Origin of the sequence: Streptomyces sp. CB01635 (genome assembly GCF_002803065.1) — a bacterium.
In the GTDB taxonomy this organism is placed as follows: domain Bacteria; phylum Actinomycetota; class Actinomycetes; order Streptomycetales; family Streptomycetaceae; genus Streptomyces.
Genome location: NZ_NNBL01000017.1, coordinates 146,645 through 171,867, shown reverse-complemented (window position 1 = coordinate 171,867; position 25,223 = coordinate 146,645). Strand labels below are relative to the sequence as shown.

At 68.4% G+C, this 25,223-nt stretch carries 15 protein-coding genes and 4 pseudogenes; 13 read left to right on the top strand and 6 right to left on the bottom strand.

The genetic code is table 11. The features are described 5' to 3' along the window. Nucleotides 1-118: 118 nt before the first annotated feature. The 3 genes and pseudogenes from CG723_RS31975 to CG723_RS31965 all read right to left on the bottom strand — a co-directional run. Nucleotides 119-424: pseudogene (locus tag CG723_RS31975) on the bottom strand (helix-turn-helix domain-containing protein); the annotation flags it as partial. 27 nt (nt 425-451) lie between these two features. After that, complete coding sequence (locus tag CG723_RS31970; RefSeq protein WP_234374639.1) at nt 452-940, bottom strand: hypothetical protein; 489 nt, start codon at nt 938-940, stop codon at nt 452-454. Between the two features lie 364 nt (nt 941-1,304). Beyond that, the gene (locus CG723_RS31965) at nt 1,305-2,003 is read right to left on the bottom strand and encodes a nucleotidyltransferase domain-containing protein (RefSeq protein ID WP_100596987.1); all 699 of its coding nucleotides are present in this window, start codon (nt 2,001-2,003) and stop codon (nt 1,305-1,307) included. Nucleotides 2,004-2,733: 730 nt separating this feature from the next. Between CG723_RS31965 and CG723_RS48085 the strand changes: the two genes are divergently transcribed. Beyond that, nucleotides 2,734-5,283 carry an amino acid permease gene (locus CG723_RS48085; protein ID WP_234374638.1) on the top strand — a complete coding sequence of 850 codons (2,550 nt, stop codon included), beginning with the start codon at nt 2,734-2,736 and terminating at the stop codon, nt 5,281-5,283. On the opposite strand, the gene CG723_RS47095 is transcribed toward CG723_RS48085, so the two are convergent. Beyond that, nucleotides 5,220-5,807, bottom strand: coding sequence for a DNA glycosylase AlkZ-like family protein (locus CG723_RS47095; protein WP_199841971.1), 588 nt, complete (start codon nt 5,805-5,807; stop codon nt 5,220-5,222). The genes CG723_RS48085 and CG723_RS47095 overlap by 64 nt on opposite strands. After that, complete coding sequence (locus CG723_RS31945) at nt 5,804-6,820, bottom strand: zinc-binding dehydrogenase (RefSeq protein ID WP_199841970.1); 1,017 nt, start codon at nt 6,818-6,820, stop codon at nt 5,804-5,806. The genes CG723_RS47095 and CG723_RS31945 overlap by 4 nt, the downstream gene beginning before the upstream one ends. A gap of 233 nt (nt 6,821-7,053) precedes the next feature. Between CG723_RS31945 and CG723_RS31940 the strand changes: the two genes are divergently transcribed. The 9 genes and pseudogenes from CG723_RS31940 to CG723_RS31900 all read left to right on the top strand — a co-directional run bounded on the left by CG723_RS31940 (nt 7,054) and on the right by CG723_RS31900 (nt 21,192). Continuing rightward, nucleotides 7,054-8,067, top strand: a complete 1,014-nt coding sequence (locus CG723_RS31940) for a helix-turn-helix transcriptional regulator (RefSeq protein WP_100596968.1) — start codon at nt 7,054-7,056, stop codon at nt 8,065-8,067. A gap of 211 nt (nt 8,068-8,278) precedes the next feature. Next, entirely contained in the window at nt 8,279-12,142 is a 3,864-nt protein-coding gene (locus CG723_RS31935; protein WP_159032608.1) for a S8 family peptidase, read from the top strand. Between the two features lie 528 nt (nt 12,143-12,670). Then, the gene (locus CG723_RS31930; RefSeq protein WP_100596966.1) at nt 12,671-13,993 is read left to right on the top strand and encodes an MFS transporter; all 1,323 of its coding nucleotides are present in this window, start codon (nt 12,671-12,673) and stop codon (nt 13,991-13,993) included. A gap of 68 nt (nt 13,994-14,061) precedes the next feature. Next, nucleotides 14,062-14,655, top strand: a complete 594-nt coding sequence (locus tag CG723_RS31925; RefSeq protein WP_100596965.1) for a TetR/AcrR family transcriptional regulator — start codon at nt 14,062-14,064, stop codon at nt 14,653-14,655. 248 nt (nt 14,656-14,903) lie between these two features. After that, nucleotides 14,904-15,817: pseudogene (locus CG723_RS31920) on the top strand (IS982 family transposase). Between the two features lie 713 nt (nt 15,818-16,530). Beyond that, a complete protein-coding gene (locus CG723_RS48080) occupies nt 16,531-17,244 on the top strand; it encodes a non-ribosomal peptide synthetase (protein ID WP_234374637.1) in 714 nt (237 codons plus the stop codon). Between the two features lie 430 nt (nt 17,245-17,674). Then, a pseudogene (locus CG723_RS31910) lies at nt 17,675-18,636 on the top strand (IS630 family transposase); the annotation flags it as partial. Between the two features lie 782 nt (nt 18,637-19,418). Continuing rightward, nucleotides 19,419-20,942 carry a glycine betaine/L-proline transporter ProP gene (proP, locus tag CG723_RS31905; protein ID WP_199841977.1) on the top strand — a complete coding sequence of 508 codons (1,524 nt, stop codon included), beginning with the start codon at nt 19,419-19,421 and terminating at the stop codon, nt 20,940-20,942. A gap of 40 nt (nt 20,943-20,982) precedes the next feature. Beyond that, nucleotides 20,983-21,192 carry a hypothetical protein gene (locus CG723_RS31900; RefSeq protein ID WP_442802610.1) on the top strand — a complete coding sequence of 70 codons (210 nt, stop codon included), beginning with the start codon at nt 20,983-20,985 and terminating at the stop codon, nt 21,190-21,192. Nucleotides 21,193-21,284: 92 nt separating this feature from the next. Here CG723_RS31900 and tnpA read toward each other — a convergent pair whose 3' ends face one another. Beyond that, the gene (gene tnpA, locus CG723_RS31895; RefSeq protein ID WP_100596963.1) at nt 21,285-21,716 is read right to left on the bottom strand and encodes an IS200/IS605 family transposase; all 432 of its coding nucleotides are present in this window, start codon (nt 21,714-21,716) and stop codon (nt 21,285-21,287) included. Between the two features lie 26 nt (nt 21,717-21,742). On the opposite strand from tnpA, the gene CG723_RS31890 reads away from it, so the two are divergent. The 3 genes and pseudogenes from CG723_RS31890 to CG723_RS31875 form a co-directional block, all read left to right on the top strand. Next, nucleotides 21,743-23,062 carry an RNA-guided endonuclease InsQ/TnpB family protein gene (locus tag CG723_RS31890; RefSeq protein ID WP_199841969.1) on the top strand — a complete coding sequence of 440 codons (1,320 nt, stop codon included), beginning with the start codon at nt 21,743-21,745 and terminating at the stop codon, nt 23,060-23,062. Continuing rightward, on the top strand, nt 23,032-23,466 hold the full coding sequence (locus tag CG723_RS31885; protein WP_234374636.1) for a GNAT family N-acetyltransferase: 435 nt from the start codon (nt 23,032-23,034) through the stop codon (nt 23,464-23,466). The genes CG723_RS31890 and CG723_RS31885 overlap by 31 nt, the downstream gene beginning before the upstream one ends. Nucleotides 23,467-24,473: 1,007 nt before the next feature. Further along, nucleotides 24,474-24,683: pseudogene (locus tag CG723_RS31875) on the top strand (MmyB family transcriptional regulator); the annotation flags it as partial. Nucleotides 24,684-25,223: the final 540 nt, after the last annotated feature.

The window sequence follows — 25,223 nt, the reverse complement described above, 5'->3', positions numbered from 1 at the left end:
CTACCCCACCCAACTCGCCGCCGCAGCTTGACGAGTTAAGGACCTGAGGTGTCTTTCTCGGCCTCGCCGCCGCCCTCTGCAGCTACAAACGGCTCCTCAAACTCACCATGTAGGACACCGTCTTAACTATCTTCTTGATCTCCCGACGCTCCGGGAGGCTGAACGTTCTCGGTCGGCCGCCCTTGTACTTCGGGTAGGGCGAGTTGAACCCGTCGGCGTTAAAGTTGTGGATCACGTCCCGGACCCGGTCCGGGCTGGTGAACGTCACCTCGGCGATCTTTGCCACGGGCATGCCCTGCGCGGATAACAGCACCATCTGTGCGCGCCGCCAGGTCACCACCGAACCGGTGCCTCTACGGATGATCCGCAGCAGGCGCTGCCCCTCGTCGCCATCGATCTCGCGAACGCGTACTCGCTCCGTCATGCGCACACGATCTCGTCCACTGCACGGTCATGCGGGCATCCCGGGCGGCGCGTAGTGACGCAAGTAGCCACGCACCGGAGGCTCGAGTTGGGACAGGTCATTGCCGTTGAGGGCATGCCAGAGACGGTTCTCGATCCAGAACCGAGTGGCGAACTCCTCGAACGAAGGTGCACACCAGAGGATGGCGGCCCCTTGCTTCTCCGGATCGTCGAGATTGGTCTCCGTGTCTTCCCCGTCGTGCCGCGCCTCGTACTCGTAGTCGAGATGGGAGTGCACCACGAATATCTCACCCGAAGGACGGAGGTAGAGGTACCAGATGACGCAGTCCTGTTGATCCCGCAGGAATCGCACGAGGAAGGCGCCAGGCTCGACCGGACTGGGCAGGGGCTCTGAGATATCGGTCCAGCAGCACGTCGCCGAGACCTCATCCAGCGAGCAGTGCAGCTTCGAGTCGGCCTGGAAGGTGACGAAGTCCCGAGGCAGCGTCAAGCCCTTGGCCGCAAGGTTCTCTGCCAAGCGATTGAGCACCGTGACCTGTTCGAGAACAGGTTCGCCGGTACCACCGAGCCATTGAAAGGCGCCCGTGACTTGGTGGAGTCGAGCGGCGGCAGGCTCTCGTAGGGGTAGTACTCGTAGGTGTAGCTGCAGGGTCGGTATTCACCCAGGTCGGTGGCACACCAAGCAGAGTCGAAGCAGAACGAGGACAAGTCAGCCCTTGATCGTTCACCAGGCATCGGCCCCCCATTGATCACCGTGAGCGGAGTTGTTGGCGTCAGCATCGCACTGCTTACTGACGCTCCCTGCGACGGGTGGGCCAGGCTAGCTCTCCCTGGTGAGGGCGAACGTTGCCTGATGCGGCAATGGTCCCCACACCACCGACTCATCGGATGGCATACCCGTCCCACAGCGGGCCGCCGGCCTCGTCTAGTACCTCCGCCACGGCTGCGGCGAAGGCGCTCGTGTGCCCGGCGATTGCTTGCGCGGCGGCCTCGGTCAACGCGCCGTGCAGCCTGGGGTCGGCCGCAGCCAGTCGCCGCGACAACCACTTGCCTCCGCCAAGCCAGTGTCCGCCGACCAGCAGGGCCAGCTCTGAGGCACGTTGGAGCATGTGCGAGACCAAGTGCACCCGCTCGGCGGGGTCCGCGCAGCCACGCAGGTCGTCGAGTAGGTCGGTCAGGACGTACCGCTGGTAGTCCCGCTCACGGTCGGAGAGCGGCGGCGGGCCCGCAGCCCAGCGTTCGCGCGCCTCAGCCTGGAGCGAAGCGCCCAGCCCGTTCGCGTCCACGAGGAGCATGCCCTCGGAGCACATGGCGAGCAACGGCGAATTCCGCTTCGCGGTCTCCTGGTCGGCGAAGGCATGCCAGACGGCCTCGGTTTGCACGAACAGCTCCACCGGCCAGCCGCGGTACAGCAGGTTTTCCCGGTTGGGCGCCGGCGGCCCGTCCAGGAGGACCACGATGTCGAGATCGGAGGTCGGCGTACGCCGGTCGGTCAGCACACTGCCGGCCAGAAAGGCGGCCCGGGCGGCAGGAAACCGATCCCGCACCAGTTCGCGGGCGGTGAGCACGGGGTCGTCCATGACCGCAGCGTACGCCAGCATTTTGATGCTTCCCTGACAAGAGTCGCGGTACCTCGGTACCTCGCGGCCGCCGTGGAGATCGAGGCCCTCGTCCACACCCACCGGCCCAGTCGCGTCACCGTCCAGGTCCCCGTCGGGGAACCGACACCCGCCAGCCTCAGCGTCCTCGTCCGGCGGGATTTCACCGCTTCGTGTCCCGGGACGCGGCTGGTCGGCGACCTGACCGAGCCCCTCGCCCGTACCACGTCCCCCGCCCCAGGTCGGTCTGTCCTATATGCCGGGCGACACCCTCGTGCTCTGCACCGACGGGCTCATCGAACGCCGTGACGAGGACATCGATGCCGGCCTGGCCCGCCTGATCTCAGCCCTCGCCCAGGACACCGCCTCCCCTCGACGAGTTGGCGGACGCGTTGCCGGCCCGGCTGGGAGTCACCAGCGAGGCCCGCGACGACATCGCTCTGGTCGTCATTCGCCTGTGACGCTGCGAGACCCGAGGTGCGACGCCAGTGCAGCTCAGAGCCATCGGCGGCTTTCTCTGCGAGCGGCACACAATGGCCGCATCGCCGTCGTGCACGGTGGCAGCGACTCCTGCTGTCCCTGCGCTGTTGCGAAGGGAAGCGCCCCTGCGTTGGAATCAAGTGTGAGGCTCTTCGGCGGTGCCGTGTCGGCTGGTCTTCCCGCTCCGGGCACAGGGTCCGGCCGGAAGGGGCTCAAGAACGATGCCCTGGGCATGTTCTCCTCGGTCGTCATGGGCCTGGCCTCCACCGGCCCGGCGTACAGCCTCGCCGCCACGCTGGGCATCATCGTGGCCGGAGTCGGATTGCAGGCTCCGATCGTCACCATGCTGGCTTTCGTCCCGATGCTGCTGGTCGCGTACGCCTTCCGGGAGCTCAACGCGAGCAACGCCGACTGCGGGACCACCTTCACCTGGGCCACCCGCGCATTCGGACCGCGCACCGGCTGGATGGGCGGCTGGGGTCTCATCGTCGCCAACATCATCGTCATGGCCAGCCTCGCGCAGATCGCCGCTGCCTACGGCTTCCGGTTGATGGGCCTGGACGCACTGGCGGAAAACCGGCTGTGGACCACCGCGGCAGGCGTCGTCTGGATCGCCGTGCTGACAGTGATCTGCTACGTCGGCATCTCGTTCTCGGCGGCTGTACAGCGCTGGCTGCTGTGCCTGGAAGTGGTGATGCTGATCCTGCTCGCCGTCGCCGCGCTGGTCAGGGTGTACACCAGCCCTCCGCCGACGGCGATCCATGTGTCCGCGTCCTGGTTCAACCCCTTCGCGGTGCCCTCGGTGACGGCCATGACCTCGGGCATCCTCGCGGGGGTCTTCATCTACTGGGGCTGGGACACCGCGTTCTCGGTCAACGAGGAAACCGTCGACAGCACGCGCATCCCGGGCCGTGCCGCGGTCTTGTCCACCGTGCTCCTCCTGGTCATGTACGGGCTGGTGTCCACGTCGGCTCAGGCATTCGCGGGAGTCGGCACCTCGGGCATCGGACTCGGCAATGCGGACAACGCGGACGATGTGTTCTCCGGGCTGGGTGAGGCCGTGTTCGGGAGCCACGGCACGGGGCTGTTCCTGTCGAGACTGCTGATCCTGATGGTGCTGACCTCCGCGTTGGCCTCCGCCCAGACCACCATCCTGCCCCTGGCCAGGACCGTCTTCTCCATGGCGGTCCACAAGACCGTCCCCTCTCGGTTCGCCCGGGTCCACCGCAGGTTTCTCACCCCCACCTGGGGGACCATCGGCATGGGAGCGGCCTCGATCGCCCTGTTCGTCCTGCTGACCTCGCTCAGCCAGAACGTCCTGGCCGACTCGATCGACTCGGTCGGTCTCGCGATCGCGTTCCAGTACGGACTGACCGGCTTCGCCTGCGTCTGGTACCACCGCAAGATCCTCACCCGCAGCGTCAAGGATCTGGTCTTTAAGGGCGTGCTACCGGGGCTCGGCGCGCTATTCATGCTCTTGCTGTTCCTCTACGCCACCTTCGTCGTCTACGCGAATCCCCGGTACGGCACGACCGCCGTCGACCTGCCGCTGATCGGCAGGACGGGCGGGGTCACCGTCCTGGGCCTGGGCGCCCTGCTGATCGGATTCCTGCTGATGCCGGTGGTCACCCGTGGCCACAGCGCGGCCCTCAAGCTCCAGAGGAGCCTGCTTCCACGCCGCCTGCCGCCGCACGCCGCCATCGACTCGGCGAGCCGCTACCTGCCCGCCGACAGCGGGTCCGGGGTGGGCGGCGACTGGTACGACGTCATCCCTCTCTCCAGTACCCGGGTCGGCCTGGTCGTCGGTGATGTGCTCGGTCACGGCATACGAGCCGCGGCCACCATGGGACGCCTGCGCACGGGGGTGCGTGTCCTGGCCCGGCTGGACCTGAGCCCGGACGAGCTGCTGTCCCGCCTGGCCGACCTGGTCGAGCAGACCACGCACGAGGACGAAACCGGCCGCGGCCCGGGCCACCTGAAGGCGCACGCCGACGCGGCTCTGGGCGTGAGCTGCCTGTACGCGGTGTACGACCCCGTCTCGGGGGAGTGCAGCATGGCGCGAGCCGGGGAGCCGGTGCTGGGGCTCGTCGAACCGCACACGGGCGTCGTCGACTATCCCCAGCTGCCGCCAGGACCGCCGCTGGGAATCGGCGGCCTGCCCTACCAGAGCACGGAACTGGAGCTCGCGCCGGGCACTGTTGTCGCCCTCTTCACGGACGGCCTCCTCCAGGCGGCCGACGACCGCGAAGCCGGGCTCGCGCAGCTCTCACAGGTACTCTCCGACGACCGAAGATCCCTGGAAGAGCTGTGCGACCGGGCGGTGGCCACCATGCTGCCCGGGGCGGTGGACGTGGACGCGACAATGCTCCTGGTCCGCACGCGCCTGCTCGCCCGGAATCGGCTCGCCCAATGGGCACTGGCCCCGGACCCGGCGGCCGTGGCCGCCATCCGCTCCGCCGTCGGGAAGCAGCTCGGCGACTGGGGACTGGACGACGCGGCGTTCACCACGGAGCTCATCGTCAGCGAACTGGTCACCAACGCCATCCGCTACGCAGGTGGCGGCCCGATCCAGGTGCGCCTGATCCGCGACCGGACCCTGACCTGCGAGGTGTCCGACACCGGCCACACCGCGCCCAATCTGCGGCACGCCGCGAGCGACGACGAGGGAGGCCGGGGCCTGTTCATCATCGCCCAGATGACCCACCACTGGGGCACGCGCTACACGTCCACCGGCAAGACCATCTGGACCGAGCAGGACCTGCCGCAGCCGGACCGCCAGTAGCACCCAGGGGGTCCATGGGACGGCCGAGTCGCCGACCGCGGCGCCTGGCGTCGCGGGTCAGGTGCTGACGAGTTTCCGTGTCTTCGCTCCCGTGGCCAGCGCAGCTTGGAGCGCGCGAAGTCCCTGTTCTCGATGATGCGTTGGCGATGCTCTTCGGGCAGTTTGCCGTTGTCGAGGAGCTTCTCGGACACTCCAGTGAGCTCCTTGCGCGGCAGTGTTCCTCCCGCGAGCAGGGCGAGTCCCTCGGCCGCCAAGGCCGCCGCGTCCAGGCCGCTGCTGTTGCGGGTGAAGTGGGGCGAGCCGGCCGTGCGGTCGAGCACGGGCTGCAGCATTGGCCGCAGGCGACGGAAGTCGTCGGCCGCGGCGAAGTGCTGGGTGCTGCGCAGCAGACCGGAGCGGACCACCTGTCGGTCCTCCAGCAGTGCGGTGAGCTCGGACTGTGTGAAGCCGTGGATTCTGCTCCACAGGCCGACATAGGCCCAGTTGGGTTCCTGCGCCTGCAGGGCAACCAGTCGTCCGATCACCTCCAGCGGGGGTGCGATCGGTGCGCCTCAGCAGGAACTGGCGGTCCATCAGCGCCTGGTTCAGGGCCTGGTGGGAGAGTGTGGTCACGGCAGCCGCACCGAGACATTGCCCCGGTAGGAACCTTGCAGCAGGGAGAGGAACGCCTGCGGCACGTCCTCGATCCGGCCCTTGAGGACTGTCGGCGGGTAGACGAAGCGGCCTGGCTCAGCCGGGTGCTGAAGTGCTCGCGCCAGGCGGCGATCTGTTCGGGCGTGTGATGGCAGGAGAAGGGCAGCAGCTCGACGCCTTTGGCCTCGGCCGGCGTGCGGTCGGGCTGCGAAAAGCGCTCCGACGCGTCGCCGAGCTGGCTCGACAGGGAGCCGCACAGGGCGAAGCGCGCCCCGGGCCGCCTGCAGCGCAGCGTCGTACTGCTCACCGCCCACGATGTCGAAGAACACAGAGACCCCTTGGGTGCGAACTCGTTGAGCCGTTGTGCTGCCGGGCCGTCGTGGTGGTCGAACGCGGCGTCGTAGCCGAGCTCGTTCACCAGGTAGTCGGCCTTCGCCGGGCTGCCGGCGCTGCCGATCACGCGTGCCGCGCCGAGGCACTTGGCGATCTGCTCGGCCAGCGAGCCGACCCCGCCCGCGGCGCCGGAGACGAAGACCACGTCGCCTTCGCCGGCGGCCGCCACATCGGCCATCCCGTAGTAGGCGGTCGGTCCCTGGCCGAGGTGGTAGCCGGGGTCGGCGAAGAGGTCACGGTCGAGCTTGAGGTACGAGCCGGCCGGGCCGGCCGAGTACTGGCTCCAGCCGGTCATCGACTGGACCAGGTCGCCGACCTCGAGGTCGGGGCTGTCGGATCGGATGACGGTGCCGATGGCGGTCACCCTCACCCGCTGCCCCGGCTGCCGGGCCGACACCGGGATGGTGCAGTCGGCCCGCATCAGCTCCAGGTTCGTCGCGGCGAGCCCGACCTGGTGGCTGATCAGCTGGAGCCAAACCTCTTGCCAAGCAGAAACTTTAGTGTAAATCATTTCAGCGGTTAGATAGATGCTGGCCGAGGTTCCAGGTCGGTCCCAGAGCTCGACGCGCTCCGCGCGGCAACGACCGAGAGTGGTGCAAACCGGTTGGGCGCGGCCGGGTCCGCGCCCTGAGCCGCCGCTCGCGCCTGCAGTGACGCCGACTGACCGCCCCCGGACTGATCGAGGTCCGGGGGCGGTCCGCGTGCGCGGGGTGGGAACGGGGAGCTTGTGAGGAGAGGACATTCATGCTTGAGGCGCTGGGTCTGAGCACGGCCGAGTCGCAGGTGTACCAACTGCTGGTGGGGTCCGGGCGCTGCCCGGTGGACAGGCTGGAGCAGCGGACCGGCCTGACCGGGGCCCAGCTCGAACAGGCGGTCGCGGCACTGGCCGTGAAGGGGCTGGTCGCCCTCACCGACGACCTGCCCGCGCAGCTGATTCCCGCCCCGCCGGACATCGCCGGGGAGACGCTGTTGCTGGCGCGCATGAACGAACTGCAGTCCGCCAAAGGCGTTCTGCAGCGACTCACCAAGGAGTACCGCGAGGCGCTCCGGCCGGCAGCCCTGGAGGAGATCGCCGAAATCGTGCCGGCCGAGGCGTTGGCACAGCGGTGCGAGCAGCTCCAGCTCCGCGCCCGCCGGGAAGTACTGCGCTTCGACGCCCCGCCCTATCTGCTGATCGAGGAGTTCAACGTCGCGGAGCTGGAGCAACTGGCAGCGGGGGTGCGCTTCCGGACGGTGTACGACCGGGCCGCGATCGAGGGGTACGCGGAGCAGCTGGAGATCCGCCGGTACATGGACGCAGGTGAACAGGCCCGCGTGCTGGCCAGACTCCCGGTCAAGTTGATCATAGTAGACCGGTCCACGGCCATGCTCGCGGTGCGGACGGAAGACGGGCGGCCACCGGGCGCCGTCGTGCAGATCAACCAAGGCCCCCTGCTCGACGCTCTCGTCACACTGTTCGAGCTGGTGTGGGTCACCGCGCTCCCCCTGGATCCGTCAACCGGCGAGACGCACCGCGGCGAACTCTCCGGCTCGGACACCCATCTGCTGCTCCTGCTCCTGTCCGGTCTCACCGACGACGCGATCGCCCGCCTCATGGGGATCGGCAAGCGGACCGTCAACCGCCGGGTACGCGGCCTGATGGATCTGACGGGCGCTTCGAGCCGGATGCAACTCGGGTGGCACGCCTGCGAACACGGCTGGGTCACGGCCGGAGACCTGGACGGGCTGCAGCCGCCGGGCATCGGCCAGGACACATAGGGCCGCATCGGCGGCCCGACGCCGCCCACATTGCGGACCTACGTGGCGGGTGTGCGCCATGTGGCGCGTATCCGCCACACCATCTCTGGAAGACGCACCGGCCGGAGAGCTAGGTTCCGAGCGGCACGCGGAATCGGCCGGACGTTCGGTCGGTCCCCCTCGGCATCAATTGCCCCGCAGCGCCCACCAGTTGAACGTGAAAGGACAACCGATGCAGAAGGCCCGCCCCAGACGGGGGCGCACCGCCCTCGTCAGCGGGATCGCGGTGACAGTCGCCCTGTCACTGACGAGCCAGCTCGGAACCGCGACAGCCGCCACACCCCAGGCGCCTCTCGACCTGAGCAGCCGCCCGACGCTGCAGAAGCAGGCGGCGACGACGGCGGCGGTGACTCTGATCACCGGCGACACGGTCTCGCTGACCACCGAGCCCGACGGCAGGCAGGCGGTCTCCGTCATCTCTGGGGCGGGGACGTCCAAGACGTTCGAAACCGTCAGCGGACAGAACGGCGACCTGTACGTCTACCCGGACGACACCACGGCCGCGGTCGCCTCGGGCACGGTGGACCGTGAACTGTTCAACGTCAGCCGGATGGTCCGGGACGGGTACGGCGACGCGAAGACCGACGAGGTCCCCGCCATCGTCGACTTCCAGGGGAAGCCGACCGCCGCTGCCCTGACGCAGAAGACCGAGGGCCTGCCGGGCAGCGACAACGAGCGGGTCATGCCCCGACTGGGGCTGTCCGCGGTGCATGTCGACAAGCACAGCGCGAAGGGCTTCTGGCAGGCTGTCAAGCCCGTCCACGCACGCAGCAGAGGCGCCCAGGCCGCCACGGTCCCCGGCACTGCCGGGGTCTCCAAGCTGTGGTACGACGGCAAGGCGAAGGTCGCACTGGACAAGAGCGTGCCGCAGATCGGCGCTCCGGAGGCATGGGCCAAGGGGTACGACGGCAAGGGCGTGAAGGTCGCCGTGCTGGACACCGGTGCCGACCTGAACAACGCCGACGTCAAGTCCGAGATCGTCCAGAGCCAGAGCTTCGTCAACGGCCAGACGGTCCAGGACGGTCACGGCCACGGTACCCACGTCGCATCCACCATCGCGGGCAGTGGCGCCAACTCCGACGGCAAGTACAAGGGTGTCGCCCCCGGAGCCGACCTGCTCATCGGTAAGGTGCTCGCCAACAGCGGGCAGGGCCTGGACTCCGGCATCCTGGCCGGCATGGACTGGGCGGTCGGGCAGGGCGCCGACGTCGTCAGCATGAGCCTCGGCGGTACTGACACCCCCGGCGAGGACGTCCTGACCAACGCGGTCAACTCGCTCAGCGCGTCCTCGGGCACCCTCTTCGTCATCGCGGCAGGCAACGACGGCAGGAAGGGTGAGTCGACAATCGGCACCCCCGGCGCCGCCGACGCGGCCCTCACCGTCGGCGCCGTCGACAAGTCCGACGCGCTCGCCGACTTCTCCAGCCGCGGCCCGCGCCTCGGCGACATGGCGATCAAGCCGGAGATCACCGCCCCGGGCGTGGACATCGTCGCCGCCCGCGCGGCCGGCACCACCATGGGCACCCCCGTGGACGCCAACTACACCTCGGCCAACGGCACATCGATGGCCACCCCGCATGTGGCCGGCTCCGCCGCGATCCTCAAGCAGCGCCACCCCGGCTGGACCGGTCAGCGCATCAAGGACGCGCTGACCGCGCACGCCAAGTCCGCCGCCGACCAGACCGTCTACCAGCAGGGCTACGGCCGGGTCGACATCCCCGCCGCCCTCGACCCGTCGCTGGAGCTGTCCGGCACCGCCGACTTCCGCGTCATACCGTGGCAGAAGGGCACCTACCCCACGCGCAGCCGCACCCTGACGCTGCACAACAACGCCGCGACCGACACAGTGATGACCGTGACGGCCGGCGCCAAGGACGCGAGCGGCACCGCGGTCCCGGCCGGCACGCTGTCGCTGTCGGGAGCGGGCCTGTCCGACGGCCGGGTCACCGTCCCGGCCGGCGGCACCGCCGAGGTCACCGTCACGCTCGACAACAACGGCCTGAAGACCGGCCAGTACGGCGGATCGGTCACTGCCACCTCCGACAACGGCGAGTCGGTGCACGCCGCACTCGGCTTCGTCACCTCCGTCGAGCAGCACGACGTCACGCTGAAGGTCACAGACCGCTTCGGGAAGACCCCCAGTGCGCTCAGGTTCACCCTGCACGGGCTGGACAACACCGTGTGGCAGAGCCAGACCATGTACGCCAACGGCACCGCGACCCTGTCGGTACCGCTCGGCAAGTACTCCATCGAGGGCTCGCTCTACTCGGCAGACCCCGCCGGGGGTGCGGTCTCCTACGCGGCCGACCTGTTCACCGTGCCCAACATCGAGGTGAGCGACCGGGACCAGACCTTCACCGTCGACGGCACCACCGCCACCGACCTCAGCGTGAAGATCAAGGGTGAGAAGCGGCCACTGGAGAACGGCCAGGTGACTACGTTCATCGTCCGTGACCCCGGCACCGCAGGCGGTTACTCGAGCTTCGCCGGCATCGGCAACCTGCTCAACCTCACCGACATCAGGCAAGGCGCCATCCCCAGTGACGGCGCCACCAGCGGCGCGCTGCGCCTGGAGACCGCCCTGGCCCGTCGCGAACCGCTGGTCCAACTGGAGGTGACGGGCCCCGGGCACGTGACCATCCCGCTGAAGTCCTCGGTGAACGCGAAGCGCTTCGAGGGCACCAAGCACACCGAGCTGATCGACCTGGGCGCCGGCACCGAGCAGGACTTCGCCGCTGCCGACGTCAAGGGCAAGACCGTTCTGGTCTCCGTGGCCGACGTCACCAAGGCCGACGACCAGGCCACCAGGGCCGCGGCTGGCGGAGCCGTCGCAATGATCGTGGCCCCTGCCGACCCCGGGCCGAGCGGAAGCGGCGTCCCCGCCGGACAGGCCATCCCGGTCGCCCACGCCACCTACGACAACGCCGCAACCCTCAAGGGCTTGCTGGCCAAGGACAAGGTCCGGATCGCCCTGAAGGGCGTCCTCGAGTCGGGCTACAGCTACAACCCGCACTTCACCGACGACCGGGTCCCCGCCGACCTGGCCAAGACCGTCGACGTCAAGGAATTCGCCAAGGTCACCAATACGTTCCACTCCGACGGCGCCCGGCGCCTGGGCGCCGAGAACATGAACATCTGGGGCCCGTTGCAGGTGAGCACCGGCTCCGTCGGCCAGCCCCTCTACCAGGGCACCACCCGCGACGACTACTTCCTCGCGGGCACCGGGGTGACGTACCAGCCGAGCGTGTCGGCCAACTTCAACGACTCGACGTGGCGGATGAACGGCCAGCGCGCCTCCTACCTCACCCCGGGCAAGGCCTACACCCGGAGCTGGTTCGACGCGCCGATGCGCCTGTCCCAGTACGAGTTCGGGCCGTGTGTGTTCTGCCGCGCCGACGTCTGGCAGAACCTTCCGGGCAGCAACGGTGCCGACAACGATCCCACCCACACCCTGTCGGGCCTGACCGGCACCTGGAGTTTCTACCTCAACGGGAAGCCGATCACCGGCTTCGGCCAGCTGGCGCAGGAGAAGGCGGACTACCGGTACGTCCTCGACCAGAAGCTGACCACCGACGTCCCGGGCGTCACCTTGGGCCGCCACATGCGCACGGAGTGGGACTTCAGCCAGGCGGCACCGACCACCATGGCGATCAAGGACTGCGACACGGCGTTCATCCCCACGCCCAAGGTCTGTGAGTCCATGCCCGTGATCCTGCTCGACTACGACCTGCCGCTGAACGTGCTCAACCAGGCACGGGCCGGACTGCCGTACACCTTCACCGTGGACGCGGGTCGCCCCAAGGGCTGGACCGGCTCCACCGCGATGGCCGGCGCCAAGGTCTCCGTCTCGTACGACGACGGCGCCACCTGGAAGGAGGCGAAGGTGCTCCGGAAGGACAGCAACTCCTTCCAGGCCCTGCTGCGGCACCCGAAGCTCGCGGACACCAACGGATACGTGACCCTCAAGACCGAGGCCTGGGACGCGGGCGGCAGCCGCACGACCCAGACCATCACCCGGGCATACGCCCTCAAGTGAGGCGCTGAGCACCTCGTACGACAGAGCGGCCCCCGCCGGGTGGTGACATCCGGCGGGTGGGCCGCTTTCCGGCATCACGGCGAGACTTTCGCGCGCCGGACGCGTCTTGGACACGCAACCCGGCCGGCTGGTCGTCGAAGAGATACAGGGGCCAGAAGTCCGGCTCCGCCATTCGGGCGGCTAGATCGTCGCCAAGCGGGCTATCGCTAGATGGTCGATTCCAAGGGGTCGGTGGTCATGGGCGGTCAGTGGGCGCAGGACGGGCTGCCCTGTGTGGTCGTTGTGGCAGATCGCGGCGGTCAGCGCGAGGACGCGCCGGCCGTCCGGATGGAAGTGAAGCAGCTCACCTGGGCAGCTTCGGAGCGGTAGGCCCGGCCTCGCAGGCCCGAAGCCCGCCGTGAGCCCGTGAGCCCGTGAGCGCGCCCCGAGCGACGCTCGCCTATCCCGCTTGACCTGAGTAGACCTGTCTGTCTAATGTAATCCGCGACTAGACAGACAGGTCTACTCGCACTTCGGACGGGAATGGTCATGACGAATCGCTCGGTCGTCCCGGCGTCCAAACCGGCGCGCACCTCGGATGCGGCGCCCGCCGACGCCGGATCCACTTCCGGATCCGACTCCGCCGGCGTATCCGCGCGGGGCCGGCGGCTGCCGCCGAACGTGGCGCTGTACGTACTCGCCTCGATCACCATCTCGTTGCTGGCGGCCTCCAGCGCGCCGACCCCGCTCTACGCGATTTACCAGGCTGAATGGGGCTTCGACCCGATCACCACCACCGTGGTCTTCGGCGTCTACGCGGTGGCCGTGCTGCTTGGGCTGCTCACCATGGGCAAGCTCTCCGACCACGTCGGCAGGCGGCCGGTGCTGCTGGCCGCGCTCGCGGCGCAGGCCACCTCGATGGTCGTGTTCGCCACCGCCGACGGCGTGTCGGGGCTGGTGATGGCCCGGATCGTCCAGGGACTGTCGACCGGCGCCGCGCTCGGCGCGATCGGGGCGGGGATGATGGACATCGACCGGCCGCGCGGCACGATCACCAACGCGGTCGTCCCGGGCATCGGCACGGCGACCGGCGCGCTGGTCTCCGGCCTCGTCGTCCAGTTCCTGCCCGCCCCCACGCATCTGGTCTACCTCGGGCTGCTGGCGGTCTTCGTCCTCCAGGCCGTCGCCGTCGCGCTGATGGCGGAGACGGTGATCCGCAAGCCGGGGGCGCTGGCCAGCCTGGCGCCGGAGATCAAGCTGCCGCGTGCCGTACGCCGCCCGATGCTGGTGGCCGCGCCGGTGCTGTTCGCCGTCTGGGCTCTGGCCGGGCTGTACGGGTCGCTCGGCCCGTCCCTCGCACGGCAGTTGACCGGTTCCGGGTCCGAAATCCTCGGCGGGCTGAGCCTGTTCGTGCTCGCCGGGGTGGCCGCCGTCTCGGTGCTGGTCCTGCGCAAGGCGGCGACCCGGACGGTGATGCTCACCGGCATCCTCGCGCTGATCGCCGGGGTGGCCCTCACCCTCGTCTCGATCCGCGGCTCCTCCTCCACCGGCTTCTTCGTCGGCACCGCCATCGCGGGCGTCGGCTTCGGCAGCGGGTTCCAGGGCGGCATCCGTACGGTGATGCCGCTGGCCCGGCCGCACGAGAGTTCCGGGGTGCTGTCGCTGCTCTTCATCGTCTCCTACCTGGGCATGGGGGTGCCCGCCGTGATCGCCGGGTTCCTCGTCGTCCACGGGGGCGGACTGACCGCCACCGCGCAGGAGTACGGCGGCGCCGTGATCGTCCTCGCGGCGTTCGCGCTGCTCAGGCTGGAGCGCGGCGGCCGAGACGGGGCGGCGGTCCTACCGGGCGAGCGGGTCGGCGGCAACGCCTGAGGGGCGTCCTCCGGCCGGGACTCGGCCGGGGCATAATGTAGACAGATCTGTCTGAAGGAGTGACCGTCATGGCGAGTGTCCAGAGCACCGCGAAGCCGTCGGCGCGTGAGCGCCTGCTCGCCGCCGCGAACGAACTGTTCTACGCCGAGGGCGTGCAGAGCGTCGGGATCGACCGGGTCATCGAGCACGCGGGCGTGGCCAAGGCGTCGCTGTACAACACCTTCGGCGGCAAGGAGCAGCTCGTCCGGGCGTACCTCGACACCCGGCACGCGGGCACCGCCGACCGGATCACCCGGGCCGTCGCGGAGCGCGACACGCCCCGCGAGCAGATGCTGGCGGTCTTCGAGTCCCAGGGGCGGCAGTTCGACCGGCCCGACTTCCGTGGCTGCGCTTTCATCCGCGCCGGCGCCGAGGCCAGCCCCGGCGGGCTGGTCCAGGAAGCGGCGGACGCCTTCCGTGGCTGGCTGCGCGAACTCTTCACCCGCCTCGCAGACGAGGCCGGCGCCGCCGACCCCGACGCCCTGGGCCACCAGCTCCAACTCCTCTACGACGGCGCTGGCATCTCCGCCCTGATGGACCACGACTCCACGGTGGCCGCGACCTCCCACGCGGCGGCGATCGCCCTGATCGCGGCGGCGACGGGCGCATCCGCCGAGGCATGAGCGGCGCTCGGCACGCGGGTCGGGACCGCGAGCGTGAACCACGCGGTGCGCCAGGGATACTGACGCGGCGTCGGTAGGGCGGCCTGGGCCAACGTACCGGGCCGTCGGCTCCGGTCGGGCCCGATCCGCGGACGGTGCGCCGCAGCCTGCTCGGCCGACGTCTGTCCGCTGGTTTCCCGACGCAGCACCACGAGATGATCGATTCCGAGGGATCGGCTGCGCGCATGGGACGCGTCCAACGTCAGTGTGTGAAGACAGAGTTGGACACCCTCGCGACCGCACTCTATGTGAAGACCGACGACCTGCTGAAGGCATCCCCGCATCTCGCACCATGGCGGCCGGCCGTGGGGATCACCCCGCGGCTCACCGAAGCCGAGCTGGTCACCCTGGCGATGATGCAGGCCATGCTCGGCTTCACCTCCGAGGCCAGATGGCTTCGCCACGCCCGTTCCCACTTGCGGCACCTCTTCCCGTACCTGCCGAAACAGCCCGGCTACAACAAGCGGCTTCGCAAGGGCGCCGGACTGCTTCGGCAGGTCACCCGGCTGCTGGCCACCGATACCTCGGTGTGGAGCGACGACGTGTGGATCGTGGACTCCGCGCCGGTGGAATGCGGACGCTCCCGTGAGACCGTCAAACTCTCCGACCTGGCCGGATGGGCCGAGTACGGCTACTGCGCCAGCCACAGCCGCTTCTTCTGGGGACTGCGGCTGCACCTGGTGTGCACCCTCCAGGGACTGTCGATCGTCTTCGCCCTGACCGGCGCCAAGGCCGACGAACGCGAGACCCTGCTCGATCTCTTCTCCGCCGAGCCCGGCGTCGTCGCCGCGCGTCCTGCCCAGACGCTGATCGGCGACAAGAACTACTTCGGCCGGGCTTCGAAAACGAGCTGGCCGAGCAGGACATCCGGCTACTGCGGCCGGCCCGAAAGGGCGAGCCGGGGCGGCCGGGCGCTCCACTGTTCAAGCTGTTGCGGCAGGTCATCGAGTCGGTCAACGAGACATTCAAGGGCCAGCTCGATCTCGAACAGCACCGAGGGCGCACGCCCGGCGGTGTCGGTGCCCGTGTCTTGCAGCGAATCCTTGCGCTGACCGCCGCGATCTGGCACAACGGCCACACCCGACAGCCCGTCCTACGCTCACTGACGGCCTACGACCACTGACCCCTTGGAATTGATCATCTAGGGCGGCGCCGGTCTCTCTGCCGTGGTGTCAGGAGTTGTCGAGGTGGAAGGCGCCTTCTCTGAACTACGAGGTGACTGGCGCGGTGTTTTCGGCCTTCGGCGGTGCTATCAAGCCGGTTACGAATCAGGACTCGCACCTAGGGTGATTGTGGGCGTCTCGCGACGCCGGTGATGGTGGTCTGATCAGGAGGTGCGAGTACCTCAGCAGTACAGGTCGACTGCCGCCTGGGGCGCCCCGAGCGATGGCTGCGGGCCCCGTTGTCAGAGGCAGTTGGCAAGATCGCGGCCATGAAGAGCATCCCGACAACTCCGCCGCGGCCGTTCGATGTCACTGCGGTCTTCCCTCAACTGGCTCCGCTGGCGCGTACGGCGACGCGGTTGCATCCTCGCCCCGGGGCTCCGTCTCCGCAGGACAGTTCCATCGGGGGACCGCTGCTGTGGCCCGCTGATGAGCCGTGGCCACACTGCGACGGACCTCATGTAGTGGACGGAATAAACCCGGCCCTGTCCCCAACGGACGTGAGGCTGGAACGACGGATCCGTGCCGCCTCGCGCGGCAGGAGCCTGACCCCGCAGGAACGAGAGACCCTTGAGCGCATCCGCCCCCTCGGAAGTATCCGGTGTGGCTGGCGATCGGTCCGTATGAGGGTTCCATAGCGATGCTGCCGGTCGCACAGTTGTACACGCGGGACGTGCCCGATCTGCATACGCCTGAAGGAGCAGACCTGCTCCAGGTTCTGTGGTGCCCCTTCGACCACCCGATCATGCCCAGGACCGCGCTGTTCCGGCGCGATGCGGCCACCGTCATCGACATCCTCACCACGCCCCCCGAACCGCCCGCGATGCAGTTCGACGGCTACCTGCCCGAGCCGTGCCTGCTCAACCCCGAGCAGGTCACCGATTACCCCGACCACCTGGAGCTGAGTGAGGAACTCCAGGCCCAGCTCGGGGACTGGAACGTGTGGCAGACCGCCGACACGCATGCCGACCGCCCCTACGCGTCGTACCTGGAGGAGTCCTTCGACCGCACCTACGCGTCAGGTCAGCAAGAGACCCGTGACCTTGAGCGCGCGTCGTATTTGCCGCAGTATTACGACAATGAGCTGGCCGGCGCCCCCGGCTGGAAAGTCGGCGGCTGGCCCCGCTGGGGCGCCACCGACCCCACTCCCCGGCTCTGCCCCGCCTGCGGCCACGATATGGACGCCCTGCTGACCATCGCCACGTTCGAGGACAACGATGACAGCAGCTGGCTCCCACACGAGGAACCAGTGGATGCACCCTCCACGGGCTCCACCTACTACGATCCCGGGCAGCCCACGGTGGTCCAGATCGCCAGCGGCTACGACCAGCAGCTCTACGTCTGCCCGGCGTCGCCGGAGCACCCCCACGTGGAACTGATGCACTAACCGGCCACACGGCACCGCGTCGGCCCCCTCCCGAACCTTCCATGCCCGAGAAGACAACTGGGCTGATCGGCGCGCAACAGGGCGAGCAGCGAACGTCGCGGACTGTTCCACCAAGCACCGCCTGAAGCGGACGCAGTCACCGTTACGAACTACCGTCACGGTGACGGCTCCGAAGGACGGCGACTCCTTCCCCAGACATCACACAGCAGCGTCGACCTGCACTTCTGAGGTACTCCAACACTCACTCAGGAATGGGATGAGGGGTCCGTCACGTTGCTGGTGCGGGCGACGATTCGTGCCGTGACCGGGAACGTTCGCCGGGTTGGTGGTTGGGGCGGTTGGATGGGCGGTGACGTCGGTTCCGACCGCTGGAGGTGTGGTGGCTGACCTTGTGCGGGTGCGCAGACTGACCGATCAGGAAGGGTAGAAGCTGCAGCAGATCGTCCGCCGGGGAAGTACCAGATCGGTGTGCTATCGGCGGGCGATGATGTTGCTGGCGTCCGCCGGCGGAATCCGCGTCCCGGTGATCGCCCAGCTGGTCCAGGCCGACGAGGACACCGTCCGGGATGTGATCCACCGGTTCAACGAGATCGGCCTGGCCTGCCTGGACCCTCGATGGGCGGGAGGCCGTCCCCGCCTGCTCACCCCTGACGACGAGGGCTTCGTCGTCCAGACGGCCACCACCCGCCCCAACAAGCTCGGCCAGCCCTTCACCCGCTGGTCGATCCGCAAACTCGCCGCCTACCTGCGCCGAGTCCACGGACGCATCATCCGCATCGGCCGGGAAGCCTTACGGTGCCTGCTCCGCGGCCGCAGCATCACCTTCCAGCGCACCAAGACCTGGAAGGAATCGCCCGACCCCGAGCGTGACGCCAAGCTCGACCAGATCGAGCAGATGCTGGCGCGCTTCCCCGACCGGGTGTTCGCCTTCGACGAGTTCGGGCCGCTGGGATCCGGCCCACCGCGGGCTCCTGCTGGGCGAAACAGGGCAAGCCCGACCGGCTGCCGGCGACCTACCGCCGCACCCACGGCGTCACCTACTTCCACGGCTGCTACTCCGTCGGCGACGACCGTCCGTGGGGGGGCAACCGCCGCCGCAAAGGCACCGCCAACACCCTGGCGGCGCTGAAGTCGATCCGCGCCGCCCGACCCGACGGCGCCCCGATCTACATTCTCTTGGACAACCTGTCCGCCCACACCGGCGCGGACATCCGCCGCTGGGCGAAGAAGAACAAGTTCGAGCTGTGCTTCACCCCGACCTACGCCTCCTGGGCCAACCCGATCGAGGCCCACTTCGGACCGGTGCGGCAGTTCATCCTGGCCCACTCCCACCATCGCAGCCATCCCGCGCAGACCCGGGCCCTGCACCGCTGGCGTGATCGGCCGGGGCGTCAAGGGGGTCAGCCGTGGTGCTCACCAGCCGGACGAAGCTGCTTGTCCGGCTTGAGCTTGTCGAGGTCTGCCGGGGTGAGCAGGCCGGCCCATTCTTGGGTCCCGGCGTGGGCCGCGTCCTGGGAACACAGGCCCTGGAGCAGGCGCAGCGGGCCTACGAGGGCAACAGAGCCGTCGGGGAGGCGGTCGCGGACGCCGAAGCTGCCGGAAGCCGAACTGCAGCATCACCACCCGTCGTTCGTGGCCGGAGCGGGTTGAGGCTACGGGCGGCCAGGTGCGGTCCTCGAAGGGGGCCACGTCGTTCGGGCCGGTGTCCGCCGGTGGGGGCTTCGGGCGGATCGAAGTCTTCCTGGGGAGCAGTGACGGGCCTGGTGAGGGTGTGGCTGCCGGGTACGAACGTGGTGAACCCCGCGTCCAGTCACGGGCCGGTGAGAAGTACGCACCTTGATCGCGAGACGGGGCGTGTGCTCGGGGCCGAGGCCGGCCATGGCGCAGACATGCCGCGGTGCCGGCCGTGCCGGGACGGCACGCGGACGGTGCGCTGCTCGTCGAGGAGGGACCCCCTCGCGTCGGCGTGACCCGGGCCACGCATACAGCCCGCCTCTGGAGGCGGTCCGGCCGCCCACTGCGAAGAATGAGAGCCGTCCGCGTCGGTGCCGCAGCCCGCGGCTCCCGCAGCCGTCCACAGAGAGGCTCCGCCCATGCCAGGTCTCTTCCGGCGCCGGAAATCCGATCCACCGGGGCGGACCGCTCCGCGCGCGTCGCATCCGGCCACCGACCGCATGCTGCGTACGCTGCTGCGCCGCCGTAAGAAGGCGCTGACGGCCGAGGACGTGACCGTCGCCGACCGGCCGCAGGTGCGCAAGGCCGTCACCGCGGCCGCTCTGGGCAACACCATGGAGTGGTTCGACTTCGGCGTCTACGCCTACCTGGCGGGCACCCTCGGCAGAGTCTTCTTCCCGTCGAGCTCCCCTGGAGCGCAGGTCGTCTCCACCTTCGCCACCTTCGCCGCGGCTTTCGTCGTGCGCCCCCTGGGCGGGCTCGTCTTCGGGCCCCTCGGCGACCGCGTAGGCCGGCAGAAGGTGCTCGCCGCCACGATGATCATGATGGCGGCCAGCACCTTCGCTGTGGGCTTCCTACCGACCTACTCGGCAGTCGGTTTCCTCGCCCCGGTCCTTTTGCTGGTGTGCCGTCTCGTCCAGGGCTTTTCCACCGGCGGCGAGTACGCGGGCGCCACGACCTACATCGCGGAGTACGCGCCCGACAAGCGCCGGGGCTTCCTCGGCAGCTGGCTCGACTTCGGCACCTTCGTCGGCTACTCGCTCGGCTCCGGTCTGGTGACGGTGCTCACGCTGGCGCTCGGCAGCGACGGCCTCGAGGACTGGGGCTGGCGTATCCCCTTCTTCGTAGCGGGTCCGCTCGGTCTCATCGGCCTGTACATGCGCATGAAGCTGGAGGAGACGCCCGCGTTCAAGCAGGAGGCCGCGTACGCGCACTCGCAGGCGTCGGGGAAGGGGGCGGACGAAGACCCCGTGGAGCAGGCCCGGCAGTCGGGCAAGGGCCGCGTGAGGGAGATCTTCGCGCGCCACTGGGAGGCGGTACTCATCTGTATGGGCCTCGTCCTGCTCTACAACGTCACCAACTACATGGTGACGTCGTACCTGCCGACCTATATGACCGTGACGCTCGGTGAGAGCGACACGACGGCGCAGTTGCTGGTCCTCGGCACGATGCTCCTGGTCGTCCTGTTGATCACAACCGTCGGCAGGACGTCCGACCGGTGGGGACGCAGACCCATGTTCATGGCCGGGAGCATCGCGCTCATCGCGCTGTCCTATCCCGCGTTCCTGCTGATCAGGGAGGGCGGCATCCTGTTTCCGGCGTTCGGGTGCGTGATCCTCGGCATGCTGCTCGTCATGTTCGCGGGAACCGCAGCTGCCACACTGCCGGCCCTGTTTCCCACCCGGATCCGCTACGGCGCCCTGTCGATCGCGTACAACCTGTCCGTGTCGCTCTTCGGCGGCACCACACCCCTGTTCGCCTCAGGCCTCGTCGAGGCGACGGGTAACAACATGGTCCCCGCGTACTACCTGATGGTCGCCGGATTGATCGGCCTCATCTCGACGTTCTTCTTGCACGAGACCGCGGGGCGACCGCTGCGCGGATCTGGCCCCATGGTGGAGACGCCGGAACAGGCCCACAGACTCGTGGCCCGCAGCCGCACCGCCGCCGGACGGCAGGCGCGCGACATCTGGGTGCGCCTGCGCCATCCGCACGCGCGTCACTCGCCGTCGGACGACGAGTGACGCGCCCCGACGAGTTCGGGATCCACGCCTACCAGTGGACATGACACCGCTGCACGCCGGCACGGCCGGGTGGGTGGAATCCCTGGCCCTGGCTCACCACGCGAGACAGTGGGCCAAGACCACCACGAAAATCAAGGGTGACGCCGTTGAAGCATCGGACCTCGACGGATACGAGTCGGTGCCCGAGGTTCAGGGACTTGCCGACACCTGGTGGCGAGGCAAGAGCTCGCTCATCGCCATCTACCTTTGATCTTGGCCAGTGCTCCGCCGTTTACGGCGGGGGTGAAGGCCATCTCAGGGCTGCTCTGACCCGCGCGTTCGCACGGGTCCGCAGTGTTGTCCTCAGCCGGTGGGGCGCTGCTGGTTTTCGATGTACTGCTTGACGACGGTCAGCGGTGCGCCGCCGCAGGATCCGGCGAAGTAGGAGCCGGACCAGAAGTGTCCGCCCCACAGGTAGCGGCGGACGTGGTTGTCGTATTCCTGGCGAAGCCTGCGGGAGCTGACGCCCTTGAGGGAGTTGACCAGTTTGGAGAGCTGGACCTTGGGCGGATAGTGCACGAGCAGATGCACATGGTCCTGCTCGCCGTTGAACTGCTTGAGTTCGGCCTCGAAGTCGGTGCAGACGTCGCGCATGATCTCCTCGGTGCGCGTCAGCATGGCGTCGGTGAATGCCTTACGCCGATACTTGGTGACGAATACCAAGTGGACGTGAAGGTTATAGACGACGTGACGGCCGGTGCGTACATCAGGATTCGGGTTCCATCGTGGTGACATAAGCCAACGGTAGTAGGGTGATTGTCATGGGCGAACTCGTGTGGGAGAAGCGGCAGTTCGGGCACCGCGCCCGGCTGGCGCTGACGCCTGCACAGGTCCGGCTCATGGATGACCAGGTGCACGCGGCACGCGCGATGTGGAATCAGCTCCACGACCTGTGGCAGATGACGCCGAAGTGTCAGCGTGCTCTGACGCGCATGGATCAGGCGTTGCGGCAGGCCCGCAAGGAGATCGACTGGTACGCGGTGCTGCCCGCGCAGGCCGCGCAGGCGGTACTCAAGACGTACTTCCAGGCGTGGCGGAACTGCTGGGACGGGCGTGCGGACGAGCCGAACTTCAAGGCCCGCTTCCGCACGGCATTGTCGGTGGACATCCCGCAGGGCCGGGACTTGCAGATCAAGCGAGTACACCGACGGTGGGGCATGGTCAACATCCCCAAGGTGGGCCGTGTCCGGTTCCGCTGGACCAAGGATCTCCCCGTCGGCAAGCTCGCCAACAAGGAGAACCGGATCACCGGGGCACGGCTGGTCAAAGACGGGCTCGGCTGGCACATCGCCTTCCGTATCCAGACCCTTGAGCTCAAGCCGGAGCCTCACCAGGGTCCCGAGGTTGGTATCGACGCCGGGGTGAACCTGCCGCTTGCGCTGTCCGACGGCAACCACCAGGACCACGACCGGCCGCCCCGACTCCCGGACGGCACCGCCGACCGGGACAAGTGGCTGAACCCGGATGAGAAGGCCAAACTGCTCCGCCTGGAACAGCGGGCCGCGCACCGCAAGAGCTTCCGCAAGCCGAAAGAGCGCAGCTCCAACCGGCTGCACGCCACCTACGACCAGATCAAGCAGCTCCGCGCAAGAGCCACGCGCCGAGCAATCGACTGGCAGCACAAGACCACCACCGCCATCGCCAAGCAGTACGGCACGGTCGTGGTGGAGCAGTTGCAGATCACGAACATGGTCAAGTCCGCCAAGGGAACCATCGAGAACCCGGGGAGGAACGTCGCGCAGAAGTCCGGCCTGAACCGTTCCATCAGCCAGGAGGCGTGGGGCCGCACCGTGACACTGCTGACGTACAAAACCGCTCGCAACGGCGGAACCCTGGTCAAGGTACCCGCCCCGAACACCTCCCTGCGCTGCTCCGCGTGCGGATTCATCACGCCCGGCAGCCGCAAAGACCAGGCCACGTTCGTATGCAAGAACCCGGACTGCGGATGTTCGGCGAATGCCGACTGGAACGCGGCCCGGAACGTCTTGCACCTGTACCGGATCGGCCTCGTGGCGATCCCGGCTGCCGGGAGGGCAGTCGTCAGGCGCATTTGTGGCGTCAAGCCCGCTGCCGCAAGGTAAGCAGGAATCTCCTTCCTGAGCCTGCGAAGGGAGGAGAGCACTTCAAAAGAAGGATCTGGTCTGAGCCATGCGACCAAGTCCGAGCCAGCCGCCCCGGCTTCGGACTGGTCGCCGCCGGGGAGCATGGGAGCGTCATCGGGATCATTGACGGCACTGTCGAAGACGACACCGTCGCCGTTCACCCCGACCACCAGAACCAGGGCCTCGGTCGCGCCCTTCTTGCCGGGGCACGCGCCTGTGTCCGCGCGCTGGGTGTGCCGATTCTGGACGCTTGGACCAGGGACGATCCGGTTGCGCTGGTATCGGGCTATGGGCTTCATCGAGAGCCAGCACTACGTCCGCCGTCTCTTGGCCGTGCTGTTCCTTCAGAATCGTGCTGCCGATGTTGCCGAGCTCGGTTTTGAGTGAAGCCGTGATCTCGGTCTTCGTTTTTCCGTTGGCGAGCAATCGTTGCACGTGGTTCTGGAGGTGAGTGTCGAGGCGGTTCAGGTCCTTGCCTCGGTGTGTGTAGTTGTGCGGCGTCGGGTGGTTCAGCGGAATGCCGTTGTTGTGGTCGACGGACTGCGCTCGGATCATGCCGCCCTGCAGATACATCACCTGCGCTCCCGACACCAGGTGGTCGCAGGCTGCGGATGTCGTGCTCGCTGGAAGCCCGGTCGCGGACGTCTTCGACGGTCAACAAGCCCGCGTACAGGCTCAACCCGATCCCGCCCACGGCCATCGTCTGCCACAGCGGGCGCCAACCCGCACTCATCATGTTCCCTCGTCGATCCCCTTCGAAGCGGCAGCCACGTCGGTCACCGAGCGTAGAGGGGGTGCGTCTGAGCACTGCAGTTGGCCCGACAGATTGCCGAGGCCTGCGGTGCAACACCTACAGAAGCCGGCGCCGCAGGTCGTCGAGCGGAATCGCGCGATCGCCTCTCCGCGCCGCCGCTACCGCCGCACCGAAGTCGGGCCGTTGGCAGACCTTCGCGCCCCGCTGCAGCACCCGCCGCAGGAGGCCACCGGCGCACGGACGTCGCGCTCGGGGCTCGCGGAGCCTGCGTCGCCGTGGGCAGCTCTCATCAGACTCATGCTGCCCCAATGCTGACTTTCCTGACGCTACGTCAGGACCCTGTCGGCGCAGAGGCCCGGTCGACGCCCGACCATCTGAGCTCCCGTTTCAGGGCCCCTGTGGCCGGGTGCCTCAACGCAGGGCGCAGGCGCTCATCCCCATGAAGCGCGTTCCTTGCGGAGCTTTGTCGACTCGAAGGGGCGTTTGTGCGGTCCCCACAGATCGCTGCACCTCCATCCCGTTCCGTCGGCACTCTTCACGAATGGCACTCGTGCCAGGTGAGATCCTCCCAGTCGGAGAGGATGTCGGTCTCGTACTGATCGTTGATCTGCTGCGGGGTGTGGCCGGTGTGACGGGCGAGGTCATGGCACCGGCACCAAGCGCTTCCATCACCGTGCCGTCGGCAAGCTGACCCTCGCCTACGAGATGGCCGCCGAACCCGGCCTCGCCCTGACCATCTACTCCGCCGAACCCGGTTCCCCGTCCGACGAGGGCCTGAGGCTCCTCGCCTCCTGGGCGGCCACCCGCGAGGACAGCGCGCCCGACCCGCAGCCACAGGCGCGCTGACGACGGCCTCGTGCTTCGCGGGGCCTCTGGGTGCCCTACTCGGGATGCGCTGTCCGACTCTGATCGTCGGCGCGGGGGAGGGGCACGACATTGCCTTGAGCGGCGGGCCTGATGCTGCAGGCGAGTTCATCGGTGCGGACGGCGCCAGCGAGAGCGAGGCGGGTGGTGGGAGTGCGCGGCTCTTCGAACTCGTCCTCCTGCCGGGCTACGGTCTTCTCAGGTCGGAGACAGCCTTTCGCAGCCGACGCTCGGTCTCCGGCACGTGCGGTGTCTCCGCACGGACGCGCGCGTAGAACTCGCTGTTCAGGTCGGTGTGTCGCTTGAGCAGAGCCATCCGGTGGAACCCTGATCCCGCGGCCAGGGCGACATCGATGAGGCTCCCGTCGAGCCGGTGCCCGACGCGCCAAGAGCCGGTCCCTCGCCGCACGGATGCGGTCGCCTTCGCCACCTGGTTGTTCGCTCATGTCAGGTCCTGTGCGGTGTGGGCGATGGTGGAGTGGCTGACTGCCGGTGGCGCGTAGCCGTTGGGCTCTGGCTCGT